We start from the raw sequence: 23,709 nt of genomic DNA on the forward strand, positions 1-23,709 counted from the left end.
TCTAGTCGAGACCGCTGCCTGGCTCTGCCTGCTTGCGATGGATTTTGGCGGTCTGCGCATCAGGCAGCACCTCCGACACCGCGACCTGCATCTTGTTCTTAAGGCCGTAGATCACCGCGGGTTCGCCGCTCTTCATCGCCTTCCAGCCAACCTTCGCGACATCGGCGGGATCGTCCTTTTTGGCTTGCCCGACTTTTGTGTCGTCCATCTCGGCACGGTGAAAGAAGTTGGTGTCCGTGGCGCCGGGCTTCAGGCAAGTGATCGTCACGCCGCTGCCTTTGATCTCCTCGTTGAGCGCGGCGGCGAAGCTGTCCACGAAGGCCTTCGATCCGTTGTAAACGGCCTGGAACGTGCCGGCGATGTGGCCCGCAATGGAACCGGTGATCAGCACCTTCCCCTCGCCGCGTTCAACCATCCGCTGCACGATCGGCTGGATCAGCAACAATGTGCCGGTGATGTTGGTATTGATCACGTGCTGCCACTCGTCAGGCGCTTGGTCGAGGAAGCCGTGCCCGAGCCCGTGACCCGCATTGGCAACCAGCACGTCGACCTGCCGGTCACCGATCATGTCGAGCAGCTGCTGCACGCCCTGCTGCGACGACAGGTCGGCTTCGATCTGCTCGACGCCGACGTCGAAATCCTCGAACGCCGGGCCTGCTTCCACGAAAGGTGTGTCCGCCGCCACGATCAGGTCAAAGCCATCTTCGGCAGCGAGCTTGGCAAGTTCCAAGCCGATGCCGCTGGAAGCGCCGGTGACGACGGCGAGTTTAGGCTGGCTCATGTGCATACTCCTTGAGGGTCTCGACGTCGCCCTTCTGCAGCTCGGGTTTCAAGACGATCTTCGTGTATTCGTTCTGCTCGTCGTGCCAGTGCCGGTACATGTCCGGCGCATCCTCGAGGCTGGCGTGGTGCGAGATCAGGAAGGTCGTATCGATCTTGTCCTGAAGGATCATGTCGAGCAGCAGCCCGGTATATTTCTGGACGTGGGTCTGGCCGGTCTTCACCGTCAGCCCCTTTTCCATCATCTGACCGAGCGGAAACTTGTCCGCGAAACCGCCGTAGACGCCGGGGACAGAAACGCGTCCGCCCTTGCGGCAGGCCAGGATCGCCTGGCGAAGCGCGTGCGGCCGCTCGGTGCCAAGGAACAAAGTCTGCTTCACCTGGTCGGCGATATTGTCGATGCTGATGCCGTGGCTTTCCATGCCCACGCAGTCGATTACCGCGTCCGGCCCGATGCCCCCGGTCATTTCCGCAAGCGCGGCGCGCACGTCGACCTCGTTATAATCGAGGATCTCCGCGCCGAGCTGCTTCGCAAGCTGCAGCCGCGTCGGGAAATGGTCGATCGCGATGACGCGCTCGGCGCCCATGATCAGCGCGGACTGGATCGCGAACAGGCCGACCGGGCCGCAGCCCCAGACGGCGACCGTGTCGCCTTTCTCGATCATGGCATTTTCCGCCGCCATCCAGCCGGTCGGCAGGATGTCGGACAGGAACACGACCTGATCATCGTCGACCCCGTCCGGGATGACGATCGGGCCGACATCGGAATAGGGCACGCGCAGATATTCGGCCTGCCCGCCCGCGTAGCCGCCGGTCAGGTGCGCGTAGCCAAAGGCACCGCCCATCGGGTGGCCCATCAGGATCTCGGACGCGTCCGAGGTCTCGGCCGGGTTGCTATTGTCGCAGGCGCTATACTGCTGCTTCTGGCAGAAGAAGCACTGCCCGCAGCTGACGGTGAAGGGGATGACGACCTTCTGGCCTTTCTGCAGCGTGCTCTTGGGCCCGACCTCGACCACCTCGCCCATATTCTCATGGCCCAGGATGTCGCCCGCGCGCATGCCGGGGATGTAGCCGTCATAAAGATGAAGGTCTGATCCGCAGATCGCCGTCGATGTGATCTTGATGATCGCATCGCGCGGGTTGACGATTTCGGGATCGGGAACGGTGTCGACGCGGACGTCGTGGCGCCCGTGCCAGGTAACTGCGCGCATCGGGGTACTCCTAAACTCGGGCTTCAGTGGGGGATTCGGATTCACGGGCCGACGGCGACGCATTCTTGGTCACCTCACCCGTTTCCATTAGTTGCTTGAACCGGCGGAGGTCGCGGCGGGCCTGAACGGTCGGCTCGCGCTGCAGCAGCTTGGCAATGCCGCGGCCGACCGTGCCGCCCGGCGGGTCGTAGGCCATGAGGAAGCGCACGTAGGTCCCGCGGTCGGCCGGCGCGTCGGTGAACTCGATCACGCCGGACGTATCGATGTCGCTGTCCGGCGCGCTTTCCCACGCCAGCTTCGATCCCGGCACATCCTCGACCAGCTTGCTGACGATCTCCACGTCCGTCCCGGCCGGTCCCTTTATCGTCCAGCGCGACGTCTCGTCGTCCACGCGCTCGATTTTGCGGACATTGTCCATGAATTGCGGCAACCGCTCGAAGCCGCGCCAGAAGTCGTAGAGTTCTTGCCGCGGTCGGCCGATGGTCACGGTTCGTCCGACCACCGCCTCGTCCCCTTGCACCTGCCTGGCAGCATCGCCGCGAAGCACGTGCGGCGGCGCGTCGCTGATCACATCCGCGTCGCCCGTCGCGCCTTTCCGTCCCCACAGGAACGCGGCGCCGATCGTCGCAGCCGCCAGTCCCGCGCCGATCCACGCACCCGAGCGATCGCTGCGCTCATTCTCTGTATTTTCAGCCAATTGGGCCTCCGTCGCGTCTGCCGAGCAAGCGGATTAGGAGGGCTTAAGTTCCTACGGCTGTTGCCAATTCTCGAGGATTTCGACGAAGCGCGACAGCCACGCGTTGGTCTGGTGACCGTCCACCACGCGGTGGTCGATCGTCAGCGTGACATAGGCCATCGGGCGCACCAGGATGGCGTCCTGCCCGCCGATCTCGCGAACGACGACGCGCTTTTCCAGCTTGCCGATGCCAAGGATCGCCGCCTGCCCCTGGTGCAGGATGATTGGCGCCGCGAGCAGCGACCCGGAAACGCCGTGGTTGGAGATGGTGAAGCTGCCGCCAGACACGTCCGACCGCTCCAGCTTCCCCTCGCGGGCACGGCGGGTGAGGTCGTCGAGCCTGGCGCCAATCTGCTCGAGGCTAAGCGAGCCGGCGTCCTTGACGACGGGAACGACCAGCCCCTTCTCGCCAAGCGCAGTGCCGACGCCGATGTCGATGGTCGGCGATACCGCGATCCGGTCTTGCTCCCACCGCCCGTTGATCGCGGGTGCGACCGCCATCGCCTCGGCAGCTGCCTTCACGATATAGGCGGTGTAGCTGAGTTTCGTGCCCCGAGCTGTCATCGCGGCCTTGTGCGCGGCGATGGCCGAGAAATCGGCTTCGAACACCGCCGTGACATGCGGCGCGTCGCTGACCGCGCGCGTCATGTTCTCCGCGATCGCCAGCCGCATGCGGTCGTGAGGGATGTCCTGCGCCGAAAACTGCCGCGGCTGAGCGGTCGTCGGTTCGCCGACGCTGACGACGGTCGCCGAAGCTACCGCCCGGTCGACGTCCTCGCGAGTGACGCGCCCATTCCGCCCCGTCCCCTGAATCCGGGAAGGATCGATCCCGTTCTGCAAGCACGCGCGCCGCACCGAGGGGCTCAAGCGCGTCTCCCCGCCCCCGTTCGGGCTGAGCTTGTCGAAGCCCTGCTTTTCTTCGGCAGGCGGGCTGGAAGAACTCAGCCCTTCGACAGGCTCAGGACGAACGGCGGGTTGGGTGGCGTCAGTCTCGATCCGCGCCAGCAGGGCCCCCGGCACCGCCTCATCATCGGTCCGAAGAACAATCTCGGCCAGTACGCCCGCAGCCGGCGCCGGCACTTCCTGCGTTACCTTGTCAGTTTCCAGCTCGACCAGCGGATCGTTCTCCGCCACCTCCTCGCCAATCTGCTTCAGCCAGGCGCGGACGACCGCCTTGGTGCCCTCCTGCTCGTCGGGAACGCGGACTTCGATCACGTCAGAAACCCACCAGGCGGTCGATCTCCGCACGGATGCTTGTGGGACTCGGCAAAGCCCACTCCATCAGCTTGGGATGATGCGGGCTCGGGATGTCCGGCATGGTAACCCGCGCCACCGGCGCGTCGAGGTCGAGGAAAGCCTCGTCGGCGACGACCGCGGCGATCTCCGCCCCGAAACCACCCGTCCGCAGATCCTCATGCACGATCAGGCAGCGCCGCGTGCGGCGGACGCTGTCGAGCACCATATCCTTGTCCCACGGCTGCAAGGTGCGCAGGTCGATAAGGTCTGCGCTGACGCCTTCCGCCGCCGCCTCGCAGCGCGGCACCATCGCGCCCCAGGTGACAATCGTGATCTTGTCGCCCTCGCGCGTTTTCTTCGCCCGCCCGAACGGCAGCACATAGCGATCGCCGGGCCACGGACGCCGAGCCCAGCTATCGTCCAGCATCGCGCGATGTTCGAAGAACAGCACAGGGTCGTTCCCGCGCAGCCCCGCGCGCAGCAATCCGACCGCATCCTCCGCGTTCGACGGCACCGCGACTTTCCAGCCGGGATTGTGGACGAACTCCACCTCATTGGTCATCGAATGCCAGGGATCGCCGCATTTGAAGAAGCCGCCAGGCACGCGGAGCACCATCGGCGCCGCGAACCGGTTGTTCGTCCGCCAGCGCATCGTCCCGCAATCATGGATCTGCTCGGTCGCCGGCTCGGCATATTTGCGGAACTGGATTTCGGGCACCGGCATCAGCCCTGCCAGCGCCATCCCCACCGCGCGACCGACGATACCTTCTTCATTCAGCGAAGTGTCGAACACCCGCTCGCGCCCAAAGCGTTCCTGCAGCCCGAGCGTCACCGCATGCACGCCGCCCTTCGGCCCCACGTCCTCGCCGAACACCAGCACCTTGGGATTGGCATCGAGCTCCTGCTCCAGCACGCGGCGGATGGCCGTGACCATATTGATCCGCTGGCCTTCCGGCTTCGGCTCGTCGGTGGTGCCGTCGAGGCTGAGCCCCGCACGCCCACCGACCTGCTGCGGCTCGCCCTCGTCGAAGACGTTGCGCGTCACGGTCTCCGGCGACGACACGCCCCGCGCTTCCGCCTCGGCACGCGCCGCCTCCACCTGCCACGCCGTCTCGCGCTCCAGGTCGGCCCAGGCATCGTCGCCGATCTGCCGCTGCGCGCAATGCGCCTTCAGCTTCGGCAGCGGATCGCGCGCCCATTCGGCCTCGATCTCCGCCTCGCTCTTGTAGGTCTGCGTGTCCTGGTAGCTATGCCCCTCAAGCCGCGGCACGCGCAGCCGCAGCAGCACCGGCGCGCGTTTGGTCCGCACATGCCCGACCGCCTCGTCGATCAGCCGCGAAGCTTCGACCGGATCGGTGCCGTCCCCATTGAAGATGGTCAGCCCGGTGAAGCTCGCCAGGTTCGCCGCAATGTCCTGCCCCGGCGTCTGATAGTCCGACGTCACCGAGATGCCGTAGCCATTGTCCTCGACATAGATGAGAAGCGGCAATTGTTGAGTAGTGGCAATGGTTAGCGCGGACCAAAATCCACCGGTTGCGCAGCTCGCATCGCCGCCCAGCACCAGCGCAATGGCGTCATCCGGCCCTTCGCCCAGCGCCTCGACCTTATATTTGATCGCCTGCGCCCAGCCGGCCGCCGGCGTGTATTGCGCGCCGACCCCGCCGCACATCGGCAGCGCATGAGCACCGCCCGGATTGGGGTAATTGAAGACGACGCCGATATCGCGCCCGTCCGAATAGCCTCCGGCCAACCCCATCCCCGAGCCAAGCGCATCCGCCAGCGGAACGCCAAGCGCCAGCAGCAGCGGCCGCGAGCGGTAATAGCCACAGGCTGCGTCGCCATCCTTAAGGTGCATGCCCAGCAGCACCTGCGCCATGTCATGACCGCGGGCGCTGAACTGATAGAGCACTTTCTTCGCCGGAACGAGCTCCTGCTCCTCCAGCCGGTCCATCTCGCGGCTGGTGAGCACCAGTCGGGCGACCTCACGCCAGTCGACGTCCGCAGCGACGCGGCCCGGGTCGCGATCGGCCATGATCAGGCGTCCAGCGCGCCGACCACGGCGGCGGCAAATCGATCGATCTGATCGTCGCCCAGACCGACGACGTTGAAGCGGCCGCTATCGGCCATGTAGATCGCGCTGTCCTCGCGCAGCTTGAGCACCTGCTCCTTGCTTAAGGGGAGCATCGAAAACATCCCGAACTGCCGTCCAATGAAGGCCAGGCGCGGGTCGGCCGACGCGATCCGCTGACGAACGCTGTTGATGCGGTCGCGCATCGCCGTCAGCTCGCCGAGCCACCGCTCACGCAGCGCCGGGTCCTCAAGGATGATGTGCACCGCCGCTGCGCCGTGATCGGGCGGCATCGACCACATTTCGCGCGCGATCTGGTGTACGTGGTTCATCGCCGTCTCGCTTGTCGCGCGCGATCCAGTCTTGATCCACAGCGACCCGACGCGGTCGCGGTAAACGCTGAAATTCTTGTCGCAGCTCTGCGCGACGATCACCTCGTCGCACGCCTCAAGCATCAACCGGACACCGAGCGCATCCTCGTCCAGACCGCGCCCAAACCCCTGGTAGGCAATGTCGACCAGCGGCACGAGCCCGCGCTCGACGACCACATCGCGCACCGCGCGCCACTGGTCCTCGTCCAGGTCGGCGCCGGTCGGATTGTGGCAGCAGCCGTGCAGCAGCACGATGTCGCCCGCCTGCGCCTCGCGCAGCGTCGCCAGCATGTCGTCGAAGCGGATCGCGCCCTGCCCGCGCTCGTAATAGGGATATTCCACCAGCTCGAGCCCGACCGAGCGGATGATCGGCGGATGGTTCGGCCAGGTCGGCGTACCGACCAGCACCCGCGCACCGGGATTGGCCCGTGCCAGCAGTTCGAAGCCCAGTCGCAACGCCCCGCAACCGCCTGGCGTCTGCAGCCCGAGGATACGCTCATCTCCGGCATGCTCGCCAAGCAGGACCGGGCGCAACAGCTCGGCAAAGCGCTTGTCGCCGGCGCTGCCGAGATACGCCTTCGTCTCCTGTGTATCGACCAGCCGCTGCTCGGCTTCCTTCATGACCTTCAGGATCGGCGTATTGCCGACCGCGTCGCGAAAAACTCCGACGCCGACGTCGATCTTTTCCGGCCGCGGGTCCGCATCGCACAGCGCAATCAGCGCTAGCAGCGAGTCGTTCACAACGGGCGGGAGATCGGCGAGCCCTCTCGCCTTCGACTGCGTCAGCATGAAACGGCAATTAGCGGGTTCAAGCGTCGTAATCCACTGCGACCCCATCCCCGACCGGGACGGACTGGCAGGTGAGCACATAGCCCTCCGCCACCTCCTCGTCGGTGAGGCCGTAATGCACCGCCATCTCGACCTTGCCGCGGGTCACCTTCGCGCGACAGGTGGCGCAGACTCCCGCCTTGCAGGCGAACGGCGCGGGCAACCCCGCCTCACGCGCGCTGTCGAGGATGTTGCCCGCGGTGAACGGCACGCGCCGCGTGCGTCCGTCGAGCGTCACCGACACCTGCACGCCCTCGGCACGCGTCTGAAGCTGCGCCATCTCCTGCGCGACCGCACCGGCGGGGCGCCCGGCGGTGAAGCGCTCGATGTGGATGCGGTCCTTCGGAATGTGCTGGTCGAGCAGCGCCTGTTCCGCCGCGTCCATCATCGGCCCCGGGCCGCAGATGAACCAGCCGTCGACGCTCGCCGCTTCGGGCACCAGCGCCGCGATGGCCGCGTCAAGCCGCTCGCGATTCAGCATGCCGTTGAACAGGTCGATGTCCTGGTCCTCGGCATCCAAGAAATGGTAGATTTCCAGCCGCCCGAGATGCTTGTCCTTCAACCCTGCGAGCGCTTCGAGAAAGATCACCGAGCTGCTGTCGCGGTTGCCGTAGAACAAGGTGAAGCGGCTGTTCGGCTCCTCGCGCAGCAATGTCTTCACCAGCGACATCACCGGCGTGATGCCGGAGCCGCCCGCGATGCCGACAAGGTGCCGGCTCCGCGCGGGGTCAAAATCGGTCGTGAAGCTGCCATGCGGCACCATCACCTCGACCGTGTCCCCAGCCTTCAGCTGGTCGCCCACCCAGTTGGAGAAAAGCCCACCACCGATCCGCTTGACGGTGACCATCCAGTCACCCTCGACCGGCGCCGTGCACAGCGAATAATTCCGCCGCACTTCCTCGCCATCGATGGTCGCCCGCAGCGTCAGATGCTGCCCCGCTTTGAAGGCAAATTCCTCGCGCAATTCTTCCGGGATTTCGAAGCGGATCGAATTGGCATCGGCGGTCTCGGGCACGATCTCCGCGACCTTCAGCGCGTGGAAGCGAACGCTCATTACCAGACCGCGTCGGGATAGGTGCGCGGCAGGAACTGCATCACCGCCAGCAGATGGCCGAGATGCTCGCTGTGGTGACCTGTCCGCCCGCCGAGAATCGCGCGCTGGTCGTCCGGCACCACCAGCTGCGCCTCGCCGAGCACCGCCGCGATCGCCTCGCGATACTCATCCTCGAATGTCCGCGGGTCTGGTACCAGCCCGCGATCAATCGCCGCCCGCATCGGCTCGTCGACGTCAAACAGCTCGGGCACGAAGCGCCAGCACCAGTCGAGACCCTCGGCCATCCGCCGCGCGCTCTCGTCCGTCCCGTCGCCCAGCCGCACCACCCAGTCGGCGGCAAGCTCGCGATGATAGGCGACTTCCTTGACCGCCTTGTGCGCGAATTCGCTCAGGAACTTGTCGCTCGACCCCGTCAACCGCTGCAGCAGCATGTGCTGCCACGTCGTGTACAGCAGGTGCCGCGCCATCGTCTGCGCGAAGTCGCCGTTCGGCTGCTCGACCAGCAGGCAATTTTTGAAGTCCAGCACGTCGCGGTGAAACGCCAGCTGGTCGCCGTCCCCCGCTTCGCCCAACAGCAAGGTCGCCTGCCCGACCAGGTCCAGCGCCAGGTTGGCAAGGCTGATGTCGACCTCCAGCGCCGGCCCATGCCCACACCATTCGCTCAGCCGCTGCCCCAGGATTAGCGCATCGTCGCCCAGCCGAAGCAGCAGGTCCCGCCGCACCGGCTCATGGTCATCCTGCGCCTTCGGATCGAACGCGCCACGCGGGCGCAGCTTCGCGGCCACGGCCTCATCCTCGGGCCGGATCGGCGGCAATGACGGCGCCATCAGATGTGCTTCACTTCGTCCGGAATGTCGTAGAACGTCGGGTGGCGGTAGATCTTGCTCTCGGCGGGCTCAAACAGCTCGCCGGCTTGGTCAGGATCGGACGCGACGATGTCCGCCGACCGCACGACCCACAGGCTCACGCCTTCCTGCCGCCGCGTGTAGGTGTCGCGCGCATGGGCGAGTGCGAGCTCCGCGTCAGGAGCATGAACGCTGCCAACATGGCGATGCGCAAGGCCACCCTTGGCGCGGACGAAGACCTCCCAGAGCGGCCAATCGCCACTCACGCCGCCTTCCTCGCACGGCGCTTCCCGGCGTGCGCCTCCGCGGCTTCGCGGACCCAGGCGCCATCCTCCCAGGCATCGCGGCGCGCTTTCATGCGCTCCTTGGCGACAGGCCCTTCACCGCGCACCACCGCGTAGAATTCTTCCCAGTCGATCGTGCCGAAATCGTAGCCGCCCTTCTCCTCGTTCCAGGCGAGATCCGGGTCCGGCACGGTCAGGCCAAGGAAGTCCGCCTGCGGCTTGGTGATGTCGACGAACTTCTGCCGCAGCTCGTCATTGGTCTCGCGCTTGATTCGCCAGCGCATCGACTGCGCCGTGTTGGGGCTATTCTCGTCGGGCGGGCCGAACATCATCAGGCTCGGCCACCACCAGCGGTTCAGCGCGTCCTGCGCCATTCGCTTCTGCTCGGGCGTCCCGTTCGCCAGCGCGATCATGATCTCGTAGCCCTGGCGCTGGTGGAAGCTCTCTTCCTTGCACACGCGAACCATCGCGCGGGCGTAGGGGCCGTAGCTCGTCCGCTGCAGCGGCACCTGGTTCATGATTGCCGCACCGTCGACCAGCCAGCCGATCGCGCCGATGTCCGCCCAGGTCAGCGTCGGATAGTTGAAGATCGTCGAGTATTTCGCTTTGCCGCTGAGCAGCGCCTCGGTCATCTGATCCCGGCTCGTGCCCAAAGTCTCCGCCGCGCAATAGAGGTAGAGCCCGTGCCCCGCCTCGTCCTGCACCTTCGCGAGCAGGATCGCCTTGCGCCGAAGCGACGGCGCGCGCGTGATCCAGTTACCCTCAGGCAGCATGCCGACGATCTCGCTGTGCGCATGCTGGCTAATCTGCCGCGTCAGCGTCCGCCGATAGGCCTCGGGCATCCAGTCCTTGGGCTCGATGAATTCATCCGCCGCAACCCGCGCCTCGAACGCTTCGAGCAGCTTCGGGTCCTCGAGACTCTCGATCTTCGCGGTCTTCTGCAATTCCGTCGTGTACATGGCTGCGATGTAGCTCCTGAGGGCGTAACGTTCAAACCTCGACGACCGCTCCGCCGAGCGTGCGCGAATAGCCGGTGAACTCGGCGACCTTGCGGCCATCTCCTGCACTTACCGCAACGCGCGTCACGCCCGCTCTTCCCTCGCGCGCAATCTCGCTCGCTTCGGCGATCAGCGTCTCGCCCTCCTGCACCTTGTCGAGGAACACGATCGACGCCTGCGCCGCGACGCTGGCGTTATTGGCGCCGTTGCAAACGTAGGCGAAGGCGCTGTCCGCGAGGGCGAAGATCATCCCGCCATGCGCAAAGCCGTGGCCGTTCAGCATGTCCGCGCGCACCACCATCGACACCCGCGCATAATCCTCGCGCACGTCCTCGATCTTCAGGTCCCAGGCCGGCCCGGTTCCCTCCGCCGCCAGCATGTGATCGGCCACGCGCCGCGCAAGTGAGTTTGCGTCCACACCCTCTCCTTCGCTACGCTTTCGCATGGCTTACGAGACCATCGACTTCAAGGCGGACGGCGCGATCGCCCGCATCACGCTCAACCGCCCAGACCGGCTCAACAGCTTCACCAAGGCGATGCATCAGGAATTGCGCGCGGCGATGGCCGAGGCTGAGACCGCGCGCGTCATCGTCGTCACCGGCGCGGGTCGAGGCTTCTGCGCGGGGCAGGACCTCAACGACCGGGCGGTGGCGCCCGGCGAAGCGGTCGATCTCGGCGACACGGTGGAAGTCTCCTGGAATCCGCTGGTCAGGCTGCTCGCCGAGGCCCCTCAGCCCATCATCGCCCGCGTGAACGGCGTCGCGGCTGGCGCAGGCGCCAGCCTCGCGCTCGCCTGCGACCTTGTCGTTGCCGCCCGCTCTGCCAAGTTCATCCAGAGCTTCGCCGCCATCGGCCTGGTGCCCGACACTGGCGGCAGCTGGCACCTGACGCGCCACCTCGGCCAGGCCCGCGCGATGGGCCTTGCGCTCACTGGCGAACCACTGACAGCCGAGCAGGCCGCGGACTGGGGCCTGATCTGGAGGTGCGTCGACGACGACGCGCTCGACGCCACGGTCGACGCGCTCGCCGAAAAGCTGGCCGCCATGCCGCCGCTCGGTCTCGCCGCGATCAAGAGCATGATCCGCACCAGCTGGGACCGCAGCCTCAATGAAGAACTCACGCTGCAGCGCGACGAAATGCGCCGCCTCGGTTTCACCGAAGACTATCGCGAGGGCGTCGCCGCCTTCCTCGAAAAGCGTCCGGCGACGTTCACGGGGCGCTGACGATGCGCAGCGCGCTGATGATTCTAGGCATTCTCTGCGTGCTCATGGGCCTGCTGTGGGTCGGGCAGGGTTTCGGGATCATCCACTGGCCGGCATCGAGCTTCATGATCGACGAGCGCCCTTGGGCAACGCGCGGCGCAATCCTATCGGTTGTGGGCATCGCGCTGCTGATCGTTGCAACGCGAAAGCGCTAAGCGCCCGCCCTCTGTGCAAAACTCCACGCCGTCTGCGCCAGCATCGGCACGCGCTTCGCCATTTCCGCGGCCTGCGCATGGCTCGCCGTCCGGTCGATCACGCGTTTCTTGATGCCCTGGACGATCCCCGCCAGCCGGAAGAGATTGTAAGCGAAATACCAGTCGAGCTGGCCCGCAACCGGCACGCCGGAGCGCTCCGCGTAACGCTCGGCCGCTTCATTCAAGGTCGGAATTCCCAGCGCCGCCAAATCCAGCCCCGCCAGCCCAGCGGCCCCATCCGCCGGCATCATCCACTGCATCGCCAGGTAGGAAAAGTCCGCCAGCGGATCGCCCAAGGTTGCCAGCTCCCAGTCGAGGACCGCGGTCAGCGTCCCGTCGCCGTCGAACACGACATTGTCGATGCGATAGTCGCCATGCACCACCGACACCCGGGACTGCTCCGGCAGCGTGCCCGGCAGGAAGGCGATCAGCCGCTCCATCTCCGGAATATAGTCGGTCTCGGAATCGCGATACTGCCGCGTCCAGCGCGCGACCTGCCGCTCGAAATAATTGCCCGGCCGACCGAAGTCGCCGAGTTCGGCTTTCTCCGGATCGATCGTGTGGAGCTCGGCCAATGTGTCGACCAATTGCTCGTACATGCGACGCCGGGTCGCCGAGTCGAAATCGGGCAGCGCGCCGTTCGCATAGGGCCGACCCTTGGCCATCTCCATCACGTAAAAGATCGCGCCAATGATCTCCGGATCGTCACACAGAGCCAGCGGCTCCGGCACCGGAAACCCCAGCGGATACAGCCCCGACAGCAACCGATACTCGCGGTCGACCGCATGCGCTGAAGGCAGCAACGGCCCGAACGGCTTCCGCCGCAGCACATAATCGCCGGACGTCGCGTGGATGCGGTAAGTCGGGTTCGACTGCCCCGACGGGAACTTGGTCAGCGTAAGCGGCCCGGCGAACCCCTCGACATTGGCCTCCAGCCAATCCGCTAGGGCGCCTTCGTCGATCGCCTGCTCGCTCATCGATGCTTTTTATATTCCAGCCGGGCGATCGCGCGGCGGTGCACCTCGTCCGGCCCGTCTGCCAGCCGCAGCGTCCGGATCGACGCATAGCTGCGGGCCAGCCCAGCATCCTCGGACACACCTGCCGCGCCGAAGGCTTGGATCGCATCGTCGATGATCTTCAGCGCCATGATCGGCGCCGCAACCTTGATCATTGCGATCTCGCCCTGCGCGGCCTTGTTGCCGGCGCGGTCCATCATGTCTGCCGCCTTCAAGCACAGCAGCCGCGTCATCTCGATGTCGATGCGCGCATTGGCAACGCGCTCTTCCCACACGCCCTGCTCGGCGATCGTCTTGCCGAAGGTGGTGCGCGACATCAGCCGCTTGACCATCGCGTCGAGCGCCTCCTCGGCCGCGCCGATGGTCCGCATGCAATGGTGGATGCGCCCCGGCCCAAGCCGCCCCTGCGCGATCTCGAACCCGCGGCCCTCGCCCAGCAGCATGTTCGACGGCGGCACGCGCACGTCGTCGAGCTCGATTTCCATGTGCCCGTGAGGCGCATCGTCATAGCCGAACACCGGCAGGTGCCGCTTGATCGTCACGCCGGGCGCGTCGAGCGGCAGCAGGATCATCGACTGCTGCTTGTGCTTCTCGGCCTCCGGATCGGTCTTGCCCATCAGGATCGCGACCTTGCAGCGCGGATCCCCCGCCCCGCTCGACCACCATTTGCGTCCGTTCACGACATATTCGTTGCCGCGCATCTCGATGCGGCACTTGATGTTGGTCGCGTCGGACGAGGCGACGTCCGGCTCGGTCATCAAAAAGGCCGAGCGGATCTGGCCTTCCATCAGCGGCTCGAGCCACTCGTCCTTCTGCTCGCGCGTGCCGTAGCGGTTGAGCACCTCCATGTTGCCCGTGTCGGGCGCGGAGCAGTTGAAGACCTCCGACGACCACAGGATGCGCCCCATCTCCTCGGCGCACAGCGCATATTCGAGGTTGCTCAAACCCGGCCCGTCGAATTTGAAGCTGTCGTCCACCGGGGTGGCGCCGTGGGACGGGGGCATGAACAGGTTCCACAGCCCCTGCGCCCGCGCCTTTTCCTTCAGTTCCTCGACGACCGGGAGCTCTTTCCATCGCCCGCCCTCGCGCTGCTGCGCGTCGTAATCGCCGGCGCGGGGCCGTACTTCGCTGTTCATGAAATCGCGGACGCGGTCGCGCCAACCGGTCTCCGTGGAGCTGAGGCTGAAGTCCATGGCCGCGGCCTATCAGCAACAGTGTCGGTTGGCTATGAGGGCCGCATGGCAAGACTGGCAGGCAAGGTCGCGATCGTCACCGGCGCGGCATCGGGCATCGGCAAGGCGACGGTCGAACTGTTCCGAAGCGAGGGCGCAACGGTCATCGGCGCGGACGTCGGCGATGGCGCGGACCGCCGCTCGGACGCCGGCGACGAAGCGGACGTCAAAAGCCTGATCGAGGAAGTCGCCGCGGAATACGGCCGGCTCGACATCATGTTCGCCAACGCCGGCGTCTCCGGCGGCTTTTCCTCCATCGCCGAGCAGACCGCCGAGGACTGGGCCGAGATCCTCCGCGTCAACCTGATCGGCCCGTTCCTCGCCATCAAATATGCCGCGCCTTTGATGCGCGAGCGCGGCGGCTCGATCATCTGCACCGCCAGCGTTGCGGGCCTGCGCAGCGGCGCCGGCGGCGCAGCCTATTCCGCCAGCAAGGCGGGCGTCATCAACCTCGTCCAGACCGCCGCGCAGCAGCTCTCCGGAAGCGGCATCCGCGTCAACGCCATTTGCCCCGGCCTCATTGAAACCGGCATGACCAAGCCGATCTACGACATGGCCCGCGACCGCGGCCAGGAAAAGCGCATCGGTGAGCTCAACCCGCTCGCCCGCGGCGGCGAACCGAGCGAGATCGCGCAGGCCGCCCTCTTCCTTGCATCCGACGACGCCAGCTACGTCAACGGCACCGCGCTGGTCGTCGACGGCGGCCTCGCGAGCAGCCACCCGACCACGCGCCGCTTCGACATAAGAATGCTTTGAAGCGCTTGCGCTCAGACTAGCTGGGGAAATGCGTGCTCGGCACGGCGGCTCCGCCGCGCGATGGCGCCGATCGCGAAGAACCCGACCAGCAGCATCGCCCAGGTTGAAGGCTCCGGCACGGCCGTCGTCGAGAAGCGGGTCACCAGGCCGTTCGACCCGGTGGCATAGGGACCGGTACCGCTCGTGCGGTACATGTTCGACATCTGGTCCCCGACCGTCGAGCTGTAGCTCCAGGCGTTGAAGTCGTTGGGCGAACCCGCGGTCTGGATGTCGAGCAGCAGATTGCCCAGGGCTGGATTGTAGGTGAAGCTGTTGCCCACGAACGTGTAGCTGGTGCCCGGCGTGAACGTGCCGAAGCTCGACAGCAACGTGCCGCGATTGAGCGCCGGGTTGGTCGTCAGGCCATCGACCGGCAGGTTCGTCAGGTAAAATGAGAACGTGTACGAACTGAGATTGCTCGTCAGCGCGCCAAACCCTGCCGCGGCGAAAAAGTCGACGGTGTTGATCGTCGTCACACCCGAGAACGCCGATGCGCCGTAAACCTGCTGGTAGGTCCCAGTGTAGCTGCAGCTGAACGGGAAACAATTCCCGCCGATCGACGGCGTGCCAACGGTCACGGACGCCGCGGCCGGCGCGACCAGGGCAGAACTCATGATCAACGCGGCCGTCAGCCGCAGGCTTATACGCTTGTACATCTTGTCCCCTTCCACCGCGGGATCGCGGCGAGAGGCCGATTAATCGCGTGCTGATTAATTTTTAGTATAACGATCTGCGTTAACGCGAAGGTTGATCAAATTTGTGGCTGGTAAGACATGAACAAACCAGCATCGCGGAGGAGTCTGATGACATGGTCGACCTCTTCGGGGGTCAGCCACGCGTATCGCGCCTGGAGTTGCTCTCGTGAAAACGTCTGCTGACCGAGCGTCCACTCAATAAGCTCGCCGAGAATGCCCACGGTCTGCGTCCCGCCCGAGTGTCGCAACAATGCGCCGGCCTCAGTCCATAGCACCGCACCCGGCTGCCCCGTGGTTGCAAAGTGTTCCAGCGGCTGACGGTCGCGCAGCGCCAGCGCCGGATCACCGAGCACCCGCTCACGCTGTTGCTTGATAACCTCCGTCTCCAGCAATGGCGAACCCAGCAGCTCGCCCACTGCCGCGCCCAGTTCCTGCAACCGCGCGCGCAAGGCCGCCGGATCATCCCGCCCATCGGGAAGATAAGCGCGGAAGCGAGGGTCCCGCTTCGCCAATCTTTCCATCAGGCTGAACAGCGCCAGCCCGTTCATCGGCTCGACGCCGAACGTCAGGTGCAGCGATGCGTCACTACTCGCCAGCGCATCGTGGAAGAACCCGCGAGGGATATACAGCAGGTCACCCGGCTGCATCGTAACGGTCATCATCACCCGACCCTTGGCGCGGTCGATCGTGCCTTGCGCATCCGGCCCCTGGATCGTCTCCACCGGCGCATCGGCGCGGTTCTCGTAGATCTGCCAGACCTTTTCGCCCTCAAGTTGGACGGCGAAGACCTCGTGCAAATCGCAGTGGCTCGCAAAGGCGCGAACGCCCTGGAACGAGCAATATACGTTGGCCCCCGCCGTCCCGGCGAACTGCCGCGACAGCATGGCCGTCGCGCCGCGCACCACCGGCTCGATCGCCTCGACATGATCGCCGACCAGGCTGGCGCCCATGCGCAAGAACATCTCGACCTTCGCCGGGTCCGCCAGCCGCGTGGCGCCCTTCGCATCCAGGAAATGCTCGCCAGCCACCGGGCGGCTGTTGAGGATCAGCTTGATGTTCTGCTCGGTCCAGTGCGGCCGCACCGCCAGCAACTGCTCCAGCCGCTCCATCGAGAGCAGCCCGCCACGCGGCGAAGCGCCACGGATGTGCACGGGTCGCTTGCCGAAATAGTCGGCAACGAACGTCTCGACGGCCATCGGCGCGATGAAGTCGGCAAATTCCATCGCCGCGGCTTACCGGCATTGCGGCGAGGCGGCAAAGCGCTCATGCCACGCGCGAAATCGACGGGAGAAAGCGATGAGTTTCGGATTGTGGGAAGCCTCGGTGCCGCTGTTCGTCAACACCCTCACCGACATGCGCGCCTGGCTCGATAAGGCTGCGGCCGAAGGGGACGAGGCCGCGCTCCTGGCGGCAGCGCTCGCCCCCGACATGAAGCCGCTGCCCGCGCAATATCAGATCGCCTCGGACACGGCGAAGAACGCGCTCGCCCGCCTCACGGGAACCGAAGCGCCCGCCATGCCGGACACCGAGCAAAGCTTTGCCGAGCTTCGCGAGCGGTGCGACAAGACCATTTCCTATCTGCAGCAATTCGACGCCGCATCGCTCGCAGACGCGGAGACGCGCGATGTCGAGCTGCGCTTCCCCAATGGCATGGGTTATCGCTGGCCCGGCGCCGCCTATCTCACCGGTTTCGCGCTGCCCAACTTCTACTTCCACGCGACCACCGCCTACGCGATCCTGCGCAACGCCGGCGTCGCGCTAGGCAAGCCCGATTTCCTCCAACACCTCGGCCCGCCCAACCTCACCGCATGAACTTCGACGACCAGATCCGCCGCTACTTCGGGACCGCGGACCTCGCCGCCGTCCCGCCCGCCGCGCTCGAAGCGGGTATCGAGCGCATGCAGGTCGACCTCGGCCTTGCCCAGGACCGCGGCGAGCGCTTCGCCTTGTGGGCGATCCTCCAGACTCTCGGCGCTTCGCCCGACCTCGACGCGGTGTTCAAGGACTCGAGCGAACGCGACGCGGCCCGCAACTTTATGGAACTGATGGGCGGCGAAGCTCAGACCTGAAATGCTGGTCGCTGCCGTCGGCTTTCGACCCATTGCGGACATTCACGATACTTCTGATGATGAGGTATGAACCCGCTCCTCTGTGCGGGCATCTTTGGGTTACTTGCTGATCTTCAGTGGTTGCCCCGCACCCCTTATCCGCGATGTGCGAGCCCGGCACCTAACGATGCCAGGCCATACATGCTTTTCGAGACCTATCAGCTGACGCTGGGCCCGATCGGCGGTGGCGCGAAAGAGCAACAGGGAACTGGCCAGGGTCCGTGAGACTGGCAGCTACGCGAATAATTCCTGCTGCACTTGCCATCCCGTTGGCACCGAGCCGACGTCCGGCCAGCCGGCGAAGTATCCGTCGCCGCCGTCGGTTCCGAACGTAACCAGTAGCTGGCCGCTTTCGCCCTGCCAAAGTACGTCGTCAAACCCATCGCCATCGTAGTCGCCGATGCCGACCGCATCGAAATGCGACAAAGTATTCGTGCCACAAGCCGGAATGAAACCACCGTCTCCTGTTCCGATCCAATAAGAGACGGAGCCGTCTGTGCTGCGCCAGAGCACATCCGACTTGCCGTCCCTGTTAAAGTCACCTGTTCCGACGACGTCCCACTCGCTCGAAAGAACCGTACCCCACGTTGGAATGAAGCCGCCATCTTTTGAGGCTAGCCACGTGGCGAGGGAGCCGTCGGTGCACCGCCACAAGATGTCGTCTTTGCCATCGCCATTGAAGTCACCTGTGCCAGCAACACTCCAGGATAGGTCGACGATGGTGCCCCAACCGGAGCTAAATCCGCCGTTCGCAGAGGCTATCCAATCAGCCAGCGCGCCTGAGGTGCTCCGCCATAGGATATCGTCCTTGCCATCGCCGTTGAAGTCACCAGTCCCAGCAACTTTCCACGACAGGTCAACGCTCGTGCCCCACGCAGGGGTAAATGCACCATTTGCGGCCCCCGACCATTGGGCAAGCGTACCGGTAACGCTTCGCCAAAGAATGTCGGCTCGTCCGTTACCATCAAAGTCCCCTGCTCCTGCCATCTTCCATTCATTGGAAAGGGGCGTGTCCCAGATTGCCTTGAAGGCTATTTTGTCGAAGACCAATAGAGAGATCGCGCCATCGTCGTGGCGCAGGATCACATCGCTGACGCCATCACCATTATGATCATTGGCGCGTGTAGGGGGAGACTCGCCGGCAAAGATCTGAAAGCGCGTACTGCCCTCGTCGGCCCAGGCAGCAATCAGTCGACCCCTCGGCGTCGATAGGATCGAAGGCATCGACTCCCAGGACGGCTGACTTGCCACTTGAAAGGCAGCGCTTGTCGCCCCGCCCAATCGGTCGAAAAACTGCGCATATACGTCAGAGTTGATATCTCCGTCATGGCGATCCCAAGCCAAAGCAAATCCGCCTGACGGGAGCTTTGTCACCGATGTGTTCTCGAAGACCGTATTGGCCGGTGCCACGATATCGATAAGCTTTCCTTGCGGCGTTCCATCCGAAGAGAAGATTTGCGCCTGCACATGATTGCCGGGGTCACCTGGGCTCAGAACCCACGTCAAAAGCACCTCGCCGTTGCGCAGAGGAGCGGCTTGAACTCGATCAGGCCGACCGACGATGGTCCCTCTTGTGGTTTCTAAGATGGTTGTCGGGAGCGTCATGGAGAAGGATCTGAAGACTGAGCCGTCAGCGTTGTAAGACGTGGTGCCGACGTCGTAGATCGGAAGTCCGTTGCTATCCTGCTGCCCGGTGTCCCCGACCCAAGCTAAGACGGGACGATTGTCGTTTACCGCCGCGTCCGCAGACCACTGGCCTGCCGGAGGAGGACTGACCCAAAGCGGTTTCCCGGAGGGTGAGAAAGTCCCGAAGCCTTTCGATTCGGACGATTGCTGCCCTGCCCAATGTAGGACCGCATTGCCAAAATTATCGCCTGCAACCGAAAATGTGGTCAGCAGCGAGCCAACGTTAGTGGCAGCAATGCTGCTCGCGGCAATAGCAATCCCTTGATCCGTGAAGCTCTGAAGCTTCAGATTACCAGCATCGGTCCAGGCGACCGCCAATCCGCCAAAAGCGAGGTCAGCTAACCGAAATTCTCCCACTTGGTTGATTACGATGTTGCTGTTCTTTAGCGCCCCGGCAGCGTCATAGATTTCGACTATGAGCTGAGTGGGAGATTCGCTGGTGCCAGTTGGCGTCAGCCATCCGATGGCAAACCCGCCATTTCGTAGAGCTACAGTTTGCGGAACAGAATTAGAGGCAAAGTTGCCACTTCCAGCATGCGCCGTGATAGTCTCGCCAATGCGATCGGTTAAGCTACGCATGAGAACCCCCCATTTCTGCCGAGTTTAAGCAAAACCACAGTCGAGGATTATGCATGTTCTCGGCTCGGAGGCGCTGATGATTTCGTGATCATGACATGATCATGGGCATTGCGGCCGAATGGTCTTACTCGACTCTTGCTATCAGCCGCTGACGAGCTCGCGATTTTTCAAGAATTGCTATTGCCGGCGATGACGCGCATTCGTCGACGATGCGGGCATCGGGAACTTAAGCGAAGGCGTCCTGGATCGCCCATCCGGTGGGCGCCGACAAACCCCAGCTCGCATTTTCGACCAGACCGCCATTCGTGGCGCCGAGCCACTCACTTAGCTGGCCATTGTCGTTTTGCCAGACGACATCGTCGCGGCCGTCGCCGTTGAAATCGCCGATGCTGACGAGGGCGAGGTTGGCCGCAACGCTTGCGCTCCAGGTCGGCGCGAAACCGCCGTTGGCGGCGCCGAGCCAGGTTGCGAGCGTGCCTGTGTCGCTGCGCCACAGCACGTCCGACCGGCCGTCCCCGTTGAAATCGCCCGTGCCTGCGATCTCCCATTCGGTACCGACAGTCGTCCCCCAAGTGGGCGTAAAGCCGCCATTAGGGGCGCCAAGCCACGTCGCGAAAGCACCGGCGTCCGAGCGCCACAGCATGTCGTCGCGCCCGTCACCGTTGAAGTCGCCGGTCCCGACAATCTTCCACTCGGTTGCGACACTCGTCCCCCACGCGGGCGAGAAGCCGCCGTTGGCTGCGCCCAGCCAGCTGGCCATGGCCCCGCTGTCGCTCCGCCACAGGACGTCGTCGCGTCCGTCGCCGTTGAAATCGCCCGCGCCGGCCACCTTCCACTCAGACGAAACCGTCGTTCCCCACGCCGGGGAAAACCCGCCGTTGCTCGCGCCCAGCCAGTCCGCGAAGGCGCCGCTGTCCGATCGCCACAAGATGTCGGCGCGGCCGTCCCCGTCGAAATCGCCTGATCCGACGATCTTCCAGTCGGTGCTGACGCTGGTTCCCCAGGCCGCGGTATAACCGCCGCTGGCATTGGCGAGCCACGACGACATGGCGCCGCTTCCGCTGCGCCAAAGGATGTCGCTGCGCCCGTCGCCATTGAAGTCATTGTGCGTCTCGCGCAGGCTTAGCGCGAACTGCACGCCGCCGCCCACCGCCGCCTTCGCCGACAGGTGGCCGACCAGATTGCCCTGCAGCGTCATCCAGCCGCCAGTGTAAGTGAACACGTCGCCGACCAGGCTGAATGTGGCGTCGTTGATGTTCAAGTCGGTGACGACGATCCTGTCGCCTGGTCCGAAATCGGTGATCTTGTCGTAGCCAAGACCGACCTTGCTGTCCCTAAAGGTATCGTTGCCACCCCCGCCGGTAAGCGTGTCCGAACCACTGCCCCCGGTCAGAACATTGTCTGCGCCATTGCCGATAATGAAATCGGCGGAACCGCCACCGATTGCGTTCTCGATGACGACGCCGCGTGCAATGGACAGATTGCCCCGACCCGAATTGACGCTGGAAAATGTCTCGGGGTTGAGGTTGATGATCTGCGTGCTGTTGCCATATCGATAATCGAGCGTATCGATCCCGCCGCTATCGTAGATCGTCAGTGCGCCGGTGTACTTGCTAGCGTCATAGACACCGCCGGCGTTCGAATTGAACCCGTACACCGTGTCGCCCGTGCGCGTGTCCGTCGCCGCGCCATACATCGATTGCGCCGCGATGATGTCCGCCTGCATTGGCGACATGGCATAGCTGACGGTGAAATTCTGTTTGTAGAAGTACAGGTTTTCCTGCTGGTTGAAATAGGACATGACCGACGTCGACCACGCGTCGTCTGCGAAGAGTGCGTCCGAATAATAGCTGCCGTCAAAGTTGTACGTGCCGGGGTGCCCGAGGCCGAGGGCGTGCCCGATCTCATGCACGTACGTCTGGAAGCCGTAGCTGCCGATATTCCCGCCGTTCTGCGTCAGCCATGAACTTGAGATCTGGATGTGCGCATGGCTGGTGATGCCGTTCGCCCAGGTCGCATCCGTCGCCGCGATCGAACCGCTTGAACCCTCGCTGTGGTCGAAGGTGATCTGCGCGTTGCCGACGACCTCCTGAAAGCGGATGCCGATGATGTCGGTCCATTCCTGCAGCGCAGCCCGCGCCAGGTTCTGCTCCGTTGTCGAGAGCGTCGAGATGTCGACCGAAATCGACCCGCCCGGCTGCACCGCGAAGTGATGGGCATCGCCGTTCCAGTACCCGGTCACCAGTTGCTGCGCGATCGCGTCGATGGTCGCCAGCGGCGGCTGACGCAGCGTGATCTGCACCCCGCCTCCCGGCGCCGCGGCGGCGATGAAAGTCCCCTGGATTTCGCCAACGTTGAAGTTCAGCGAGCCACCAGTGAAGTTCAGCGTCTTGCCGGTCAGGCTGAAGGTAAAATTGTTGATGTTCGCATCGGTGATGATGATCTTGTCGCCGATCTCGATGCTGCCGATGTAGTCGCCGTTCAGGTTCGCGGCGGTGTCGATGTAGGTGTCGTTGCCTTCGCCACCATTAAGTCCATCCACACCCGCGCCGCCGCTCAAAATGTCGTCGCCGGCATCGCCCCGCAGCTCGTCGCTTCCGCTGCCGCCGAAGAGCTGGTCGTTCCCGTTTCCGCCCGACGCAATGGCCCCGTCCGCCCCGATGTAGATAATGTCGTCGCCATCATCGCCGTTCAGATTGTCCCGGTTGGCGGAGGTCGAGGGGTCGAACCCGATCCCTCCGTAGATGACGTCGTTCCCGGCGCCGCCGTAGATCCAGTCCACGCCCGCGCTTCCGGTGATCGTGTCGTTGCCGCCAAATCCCTGGATGTTGGCGCCCTTCACGCCCTGCACGGCCCCGGCGACGATGACGTCGTCGAAATTGGACCCCATGATGCCCATGACATATTCGATGCCGGTCAGGGACGCGCCCGCGACCGTCATCGAATTCCCGCTCGTCAGCGTGCGGAAGTCGACGTTGATCCCGGCGCTCGCGCCCCAGGCGTTGAAATACAGGGTGTCGTTGCCGATCCCGCCGTCGACGATATCGCCCGTTTGGGCAGCGAGGCTGTCGTCCCCCGCGCCGCCCAGCAGGACGTCCGTCGCATAATCGTCCTGATTGGTGCTGCCGAGGTAACCATTCAGACTGTCATCCCCGTCGCCGCCGTCGAGATGGTCGGCACCGAGGCCGCCTTCCAGCGAATCCCGGTCCGCGCCGCCGTCGAGGTCATCATTGCCGCCGCCGCCGTGGAGGTTGTCGGCGCCCGCTCCGCCGCGGAGGATGTCGTTGCCGTCGGCCGAACCGGCAAACATATCGTCGCCGTAGAGTGAATCGATGCCGTCCCCGCCATCGATCGTGTCGTTCCCGCCCTGGCCGTAGACCGTATCATTGCCCGCGCCGCCGGAAACGGTGTCGTCGCCCGCGCCGGCGTAGATGACGTCGTTGCCCTCCAGCCCGGAAATATCGTCGGCAGTGTCCTTGCCGAAAAGAACGTCGTCGCCCGCCGTCCCCACAATCACCGCCATACGCACCCCCACTGACCGGACCGACCGGCATATCGTTCGTTAAGTGTTCGCCCCATGCATAAGGCAGCTAGCGAGGACCGCCAAACGGTAATCAGAGCAACTCCCGAATTCGGTCGAATGTCCGCTATCCACCCATTGCGGGCGTTAGATCGTCGGGCGACGTCGGGGCGGGTATCGGGGCGGCGCAATTGCAAATGCGCCGCCGCCG

At 64.6% G+C, this 23,709-nt stretch carries 22 protein-coding genes; 5 read left to right on the plus strand and 17 right to left on the minus strand.

Annotated elements, in window-relative coordinates; all coding sequences use genetic code 11:
• Position 1: 1 nt before the first annotated feature.
• Genes QU596_RS04360 through paaI form a run of 11 tightly spaced genes read right to left on the minus strand, consistent with a single transcriptional unit; the run spans position 2 to position 10,856 of the window.
• Positions 2-781 (minus strand): SDR family NAD(P)-dependent oxidoreductase, encoded by a 780-nt coding sequence (locus tag QU596_RS04360; protein ID WP_308517405.1) that lies wholly within the window; start codon positions 779-781, stop codon positions 2-4.
• Positions 768-1,991, minus strand: coding sequence for a zinc-dependent alcohol dehydrogenase (locus QU596_RS04365; RefSeq protein ID WP_308517406.1), 1,224 nt, complete (start codon positions 1,989-1,991; stop codon positions 768-770). The genes QU596_RS04360 and QU596_RS04365 overlap by 14 nt, the downstream gene beginning before the upstream one ends.
• 10 nt (positions 1,992-2,001) lie before the next feature.
• A complete protein-coding gene (locus tag QU596_RS04370; RefSeq protein ID WP_308517407.1) occupies positions 2,002-2,688 on the minus strand; it encodes an SRPBCC family protein in 687 nt (228 codons plus the stop codon).
• 51 nt (positions 2,689-2,739) lie between these two features.
• Positions 2,740-3,942, minus strand: a complete 1,203-nt coding sequence (locus QU596_RS04375; protein ID WP_308517408.1) for a dihydrolipoamide acetyltransferase family protein — start codon at positions 3,940-3,942, stop codon at positions 2,740-2,742.
• A 1-nt stretch (position 3,943) separates the two neighbouring features.
• Entirely contained in the window at positions 3,944-5,995 is a 2,052-nt protein-coding gene (locus tag QU596_RS04380) for an alpha-ketoacid dehydrogenase subunit alpha/beta (protein ID WP_308517409.1), read from the minus strand.
• A gap of 2 nt (positions 5,996-5,997) precedes the next feature.
• Positions 5,998-7,191, minus strand: coding sequence for an amino acid aminotransferase (locus tag QU596_RS04385; protein WP_308517410.1), 1,194 nt, complete (start codon positions 7,189-7,191; stop codon positions 5,998-6,000).
• A gap of 19 nt (positions 7,192-7,210) precedes the next feature.
• Positions 7,211-8,284 (minus strand): 1,2-phenylacetyl-CoA epoxidase subunit PaaE, encoded by a 1,074-nt coding sequence (gene paaE / locus QU596_RS04390; RefSeq protein WP_308517411.1) that lies wholly within the window; start codon positions 8,282-8,284, stop codon positions 7,211-7,213.
• On the minus strand, positions 8,284-9,111 hold the full coding sequence (paaC, locus tag QU596_RS04395) for a 1,2-phenylacetyl-CoA epoxidase subunit PaaC (RefSeq protein ID WP_308517412.1): 828 nt from the start codon (positions 9,109-9,111) through the stop codon (positions 8,284-8,286). Before paaC ends, paaE begins: the two co-directional genes overlap by 1 nt.
• Positions 9,111-9,395, minus strand: a complete 285-nt coding sequence (gene paaB, locus QU596_RS04400) for a 1,2-phenylacetyl-CoA epoxidase subunit PaaB (RefSeq protein WP_308517413.1) — start codon at positions 9,393-9,395, stop codon at positions 9,111-9,113. Before paaB ends, paaC begins: the two co-directional genes overlap by 1 nt.
• Complete coding sequence (gene paaA, locus QU596_RS04405; protein ID WP_308517414.1) at positions 9,392-10,372, minus strand: 1,2-phenylacetyl-CoA epoxidase subunit PaaA; 981 nt, start codon at positions 10,370-10,372, stop codon at positions 9,392-9,394. Before paaA ends, paaB begins: the two co-directional genes overlap by 4 nt.
• A gap of 31 nt (positions 10,373-10,403) precedes the next feature.
• Positions 10,404-10,856 carry a hydroxyphenylacetyl-CoA thioesterase PaaI gene (gene paaI, locus QU596_RS04410; protein WP_308517415.1) on the minus strand — a complete coding sequence of 151 codons (453 nt, stop codon included), beginning with the start codon at positions 10,854-10,856 and terminating at the stop codon, positions 10,404-10,406.
• Here paaI and paaG point away from each other — a divergent pair.
• Entirely contained in the window at positions 10,855-11,634 is a 780-nt protein-coding gene (gene paaG / locus QU596_RS04415; protein ID WP_308517416.1) for a 2-(1,2-epoxy-1,2-dihydrophenyl)acetyl-CoA isomerase PaaG, read from the plus strand. The genes paaI and paaG overlap by 2 nt on opposite strands.
• A gap of 2 nt (positions 11,635-11,636) precedes the next feature.
• Positions 11,637-11,828 carry a hypothetical protein gene (locus QU596_RS04420; protein WP_308517417.1) on the plus strand — a complete coding sequence of 64 codons (192 nt, stop codon included), beginning with the start codon at positions 11,637-11,639 and terminating at the stop codon, positions 11,826-11,828.
• Here the strand turns inward: QU596_RS04420 and QU596_RS04425 are convergent.
• Positions 11,825-12,844, minus strand: coding sequence for a phosphotransferase family protein (locus QU596_RS04425; protein ID WP_308517418.1), 1,020 nt, complete (start codon positions 12,842-12,844; stop codon positions 11,825-11,827). The two genes, QU596_RS04420 and QU596_RS04425, sit on opposite strands and share 4 nt — an antisense overlap.
• The gene (locus QU596_RS04430) at positions 12,841-14,076 is read right to left on the minus strand and encodes an acyl-CoA dehydrogenase family protein (protein ID WP_308517419.1); all 1,236 of its coding nucleotides are present in this window, start codon (positions 14,074-14,076) and stop codon (positions 12,841-12,843) included. The genes QU596_RS04425 and QU596_RS04430 overlap by 4 nt, the downstream gene beginning before the upstream one ends.
• A gap of 45 nt (positions 14,077-14,121) precedes the next feature.
• Between QU596_RS04430 and QU596_RS04435 the strand changes: the two genes are divergently transcribed.
• A complete protein-coding gene (locus QU596_RS04435; protein ID WP_308517420.1) occupies positions 14,122-14,871 on the plus strand; it encodes an SDR family NAD(P)-dependent oxidoreductase in 750 nt (249 codons plus the stop codon).
• Positions 14,872-14,882: 11 nt separating this feature from the next.
• Here the strand turns inward: QU596_RS04435 and QU596_RS04440 are convergent, their stop codons facing one another.
• Positions 14,883-15,566 carry a PEPxxWA-CTERM sorting domain-containing protein gene (locus QU596_RS04440; RefSeq protein ID WP_308517421.1) on the minus strand — a complete coding sequence of 228 codons (684 nt, stop codon included), beginning with the start codon at positions 15,564-15,566 and terminating at the stop codon, positions 14,883-14,885.
• 95 nt (positions 15,567-15,661) lie between these two features.
• On the minus strand, positions 15,662-16,828 hold the full coding sequence (locus QU596_RS04445; protein ID WP_308517422.1) for a JmjC domain-containing protein: 1,167 nt from the start codon (positions 16,826-16,828) through the stop codon (positions 15,662-15,664).
• Positions 16,829-16,901: 73 nt separating this feature from the next.
• Between QU596_RS04445 and QU596_RS04450 the strand changes: the two genes are divergently transcribed.
• On the plus strand, positions 16,902-17,417 hold the full coding sequence (locus tag QU596_RS04450) for a DUF1993 domain-containing protein (protein ID WP_308517423.1): 516 nt from the start codon (positions 16,902-16,904) through the stop codon (positions 17,415-17,417).
• Positions 17,414-17,674: a hypothetical protein gene (locus QU596_RS04455; protein ID WP_308517424.1), complete on the plus strand. Its 261-nt coding sequence runs from the start codon at positions 17,414-17,416 to the stop codon at positions 17,672-17,674. The genes QU596_RS04450 and QU596_RS04455 overlap by 4 nt, the downstream gene beginning before the upstream one ends.
• 273 nt (positions 17,675-17,947) lie before the next feature.
• Here QU596_RS04455 and QU596_RS04460 read toward each other — a convergent pair whose 3' ends face one another.
• Complete coding sequence (locus QU596_RS04460) at positions 17,948-19,978, minus strand: FG-GAP repeat domain-containing protein (RefSeq protein ID WP_308517425.1); 2,031 nt, start codon at positions 19,976-19,978, stop codon at positions 17,948-17,950.
• A gap of 226 nt (positions 19,979-20,204) precedes the next feature.
• Positions 20,205-23,501: an FG-GAP-like repeat-containing protein gene (locus tag QU596_RS04465; protein WP_308517426.1), complete on the minus strand. Its 3,297-nt coding sequence runs from the start codon at positions 23,499-23,501 to the stop codon at positions 20,205-20,207.
• Between the last annotated feature and the right edge of the window lie 208 nt (positions 23,502-23,709).

The organism is Sphingomonas flavescens (genome assembly GCF_030866745.1).
GTDB lineage: Bacteria > Pseudomonadota > Alphaproteobacteria > Sphingomonadales > Sphingomonadaceae > Sphingomicrobium > Sphingomicrobium flavescens.

What these genes read in the sequence shown, in the direction of transcription:
- paaI (WP_308517415.1), bottom strand. Translation starts at nt 10,856, where the DNA reads ATGCGAAAGCGTAGCGAAGGAGAGGGTGTGGACGCAAACTCACTTGCG.
- QU596_RS04425 (WP_308517418.1), bottom strand. Translation starts at nt 12,844, where the DNA reads ATGAGCGAGCAGGCGATCGACGAAGGCGCCCTAGCGGATTGGCTGGAG.
- QU596_RS04440 (WP_308517421.1), bottom strand. Translation starts at nt 15,566, where the DNA reads ATGTACAAGCGTATAAGCCTGCGGCTGACGGCCGCGTTGATCATGAGT.
- QU596_RS04460 (WP_308517425.1), bottom strand. Translation starts at nt 19,978, where the DNA reads ATGCGTAGCTTAACCGATCGCATTGGCGAGACTATCACGGCGCATGCT.
- paaG (WP_308517416.1), top strand. Translation starts at nt 10,855, where the DNA reads ATGGCTTACGAGACCATCGACTTCAAGGCGGACGGCGCGATCGCCCGC.
- paaA (WP_308517414.1), bottom strand. Translation starts at nt 10,372, where the DNA reads ATGTACACGACGGAATTGCAGAAGACCGCGAAGATCGAGAGTCTCGAG.
- paaE (WP_308517411.1), bottom strand. Translation starts at nt 8,284, where the DNA reads ATGAGCGTTCGCTTCCACGCGCTGAAGGTCGCGGAGATCGTGCCCGAG.
- QU596_RS04450 (WP_308517423.1), top strand. Translation starts at nt 16,902, where the DNA reads ATGAGTTTCGGATTGTGGGAAGCCTCGGTGCCGCTGTTCGTCAACACC.
- QU596_RS04385 (WP_308517410.1), bottom strand. Translation starts at nt 7,191, where the DNA reads ATGCTGACGCAGTCGAAGGCGAGAGGGCTCGCCGATCTCCCGCCCGTT.
- QU596_RS04360 (WP_308517405.1), bottom strand. Translation starts at nt 781, where the DNA reads ATGAGCCAGCCTAAACTCGCCGTCGTCACCGGCGCTTCCAGCGGCATC.
- QU596_RS04455 (WP_308517424.1), top strand. Translation starts at nt 17,414, where the DNA reads ATGAACTTCGACGACCAGATCCGCCGCTACTTCGGGACCGCGGACCTC.
- QU596_RS04380 (WP_308517409.1), bottom strand. Translation starts at nt 5,995, where the DNA reads ATGGCCGATCGCGACCCGGGCCGCGTCGCTGCGGACGTCGACTGGCGT.
- QU596_RS04435 (WP_308517420.1), top strand. Translation starts at nt 14,122, where the DNA reads ATGGCAAGACTGGCAGGCAAGGTCGCGATCGTCACCGGCGCGGCATCG.
- QU596_RS04430 (WP_308517419.1), bottom strand. Translation starts at nt 14,076, where the DNA reads ATGGACTTCAGCCTCAGCTCCACGGAGACCGGTTGGCGCGACCGCGTC.
- QU596_RS04465 (WP_308517426.1), bottom strand. Translation starts at nt 23,501, where the DNA reads ATGGCGGTGATTGTGGGGACGGCGGGCGACGACGTTCTTTTCGGCAAG.
- QU596_RS04445 (WP_308517422.1), bottom strand. Translation starts at nt 16,828, where the DNA reads ATGGAATTTGCCGACTTCATCGCGCCGATGGCCGTCGAGACGTTCGTT.
- QU596_RS04365 (WP_308517406.1), bottom strand. Translation starts at nt 1,991, where the DNA reads ATGCGCGCAGTTACCTGGCACGGGCGCCACGACGTCCGCGTCGACACC.
- paaC (WP_308517412.1), bottom strand. Translation starts at nt 9,111, where the DNA reads ATGGCGCCGTCATTGCCGCCGATCCGGCCCGAGGATGAGGCCGTGGCC.
- QU596_RS04420 (WP_308517417.1), top strand. Translation starts at nt 11,637, where the DNA reads ATGCGCAGCGCGCTGATGATTCTAGGCATTCTCTGCGTGCTCATGGGC.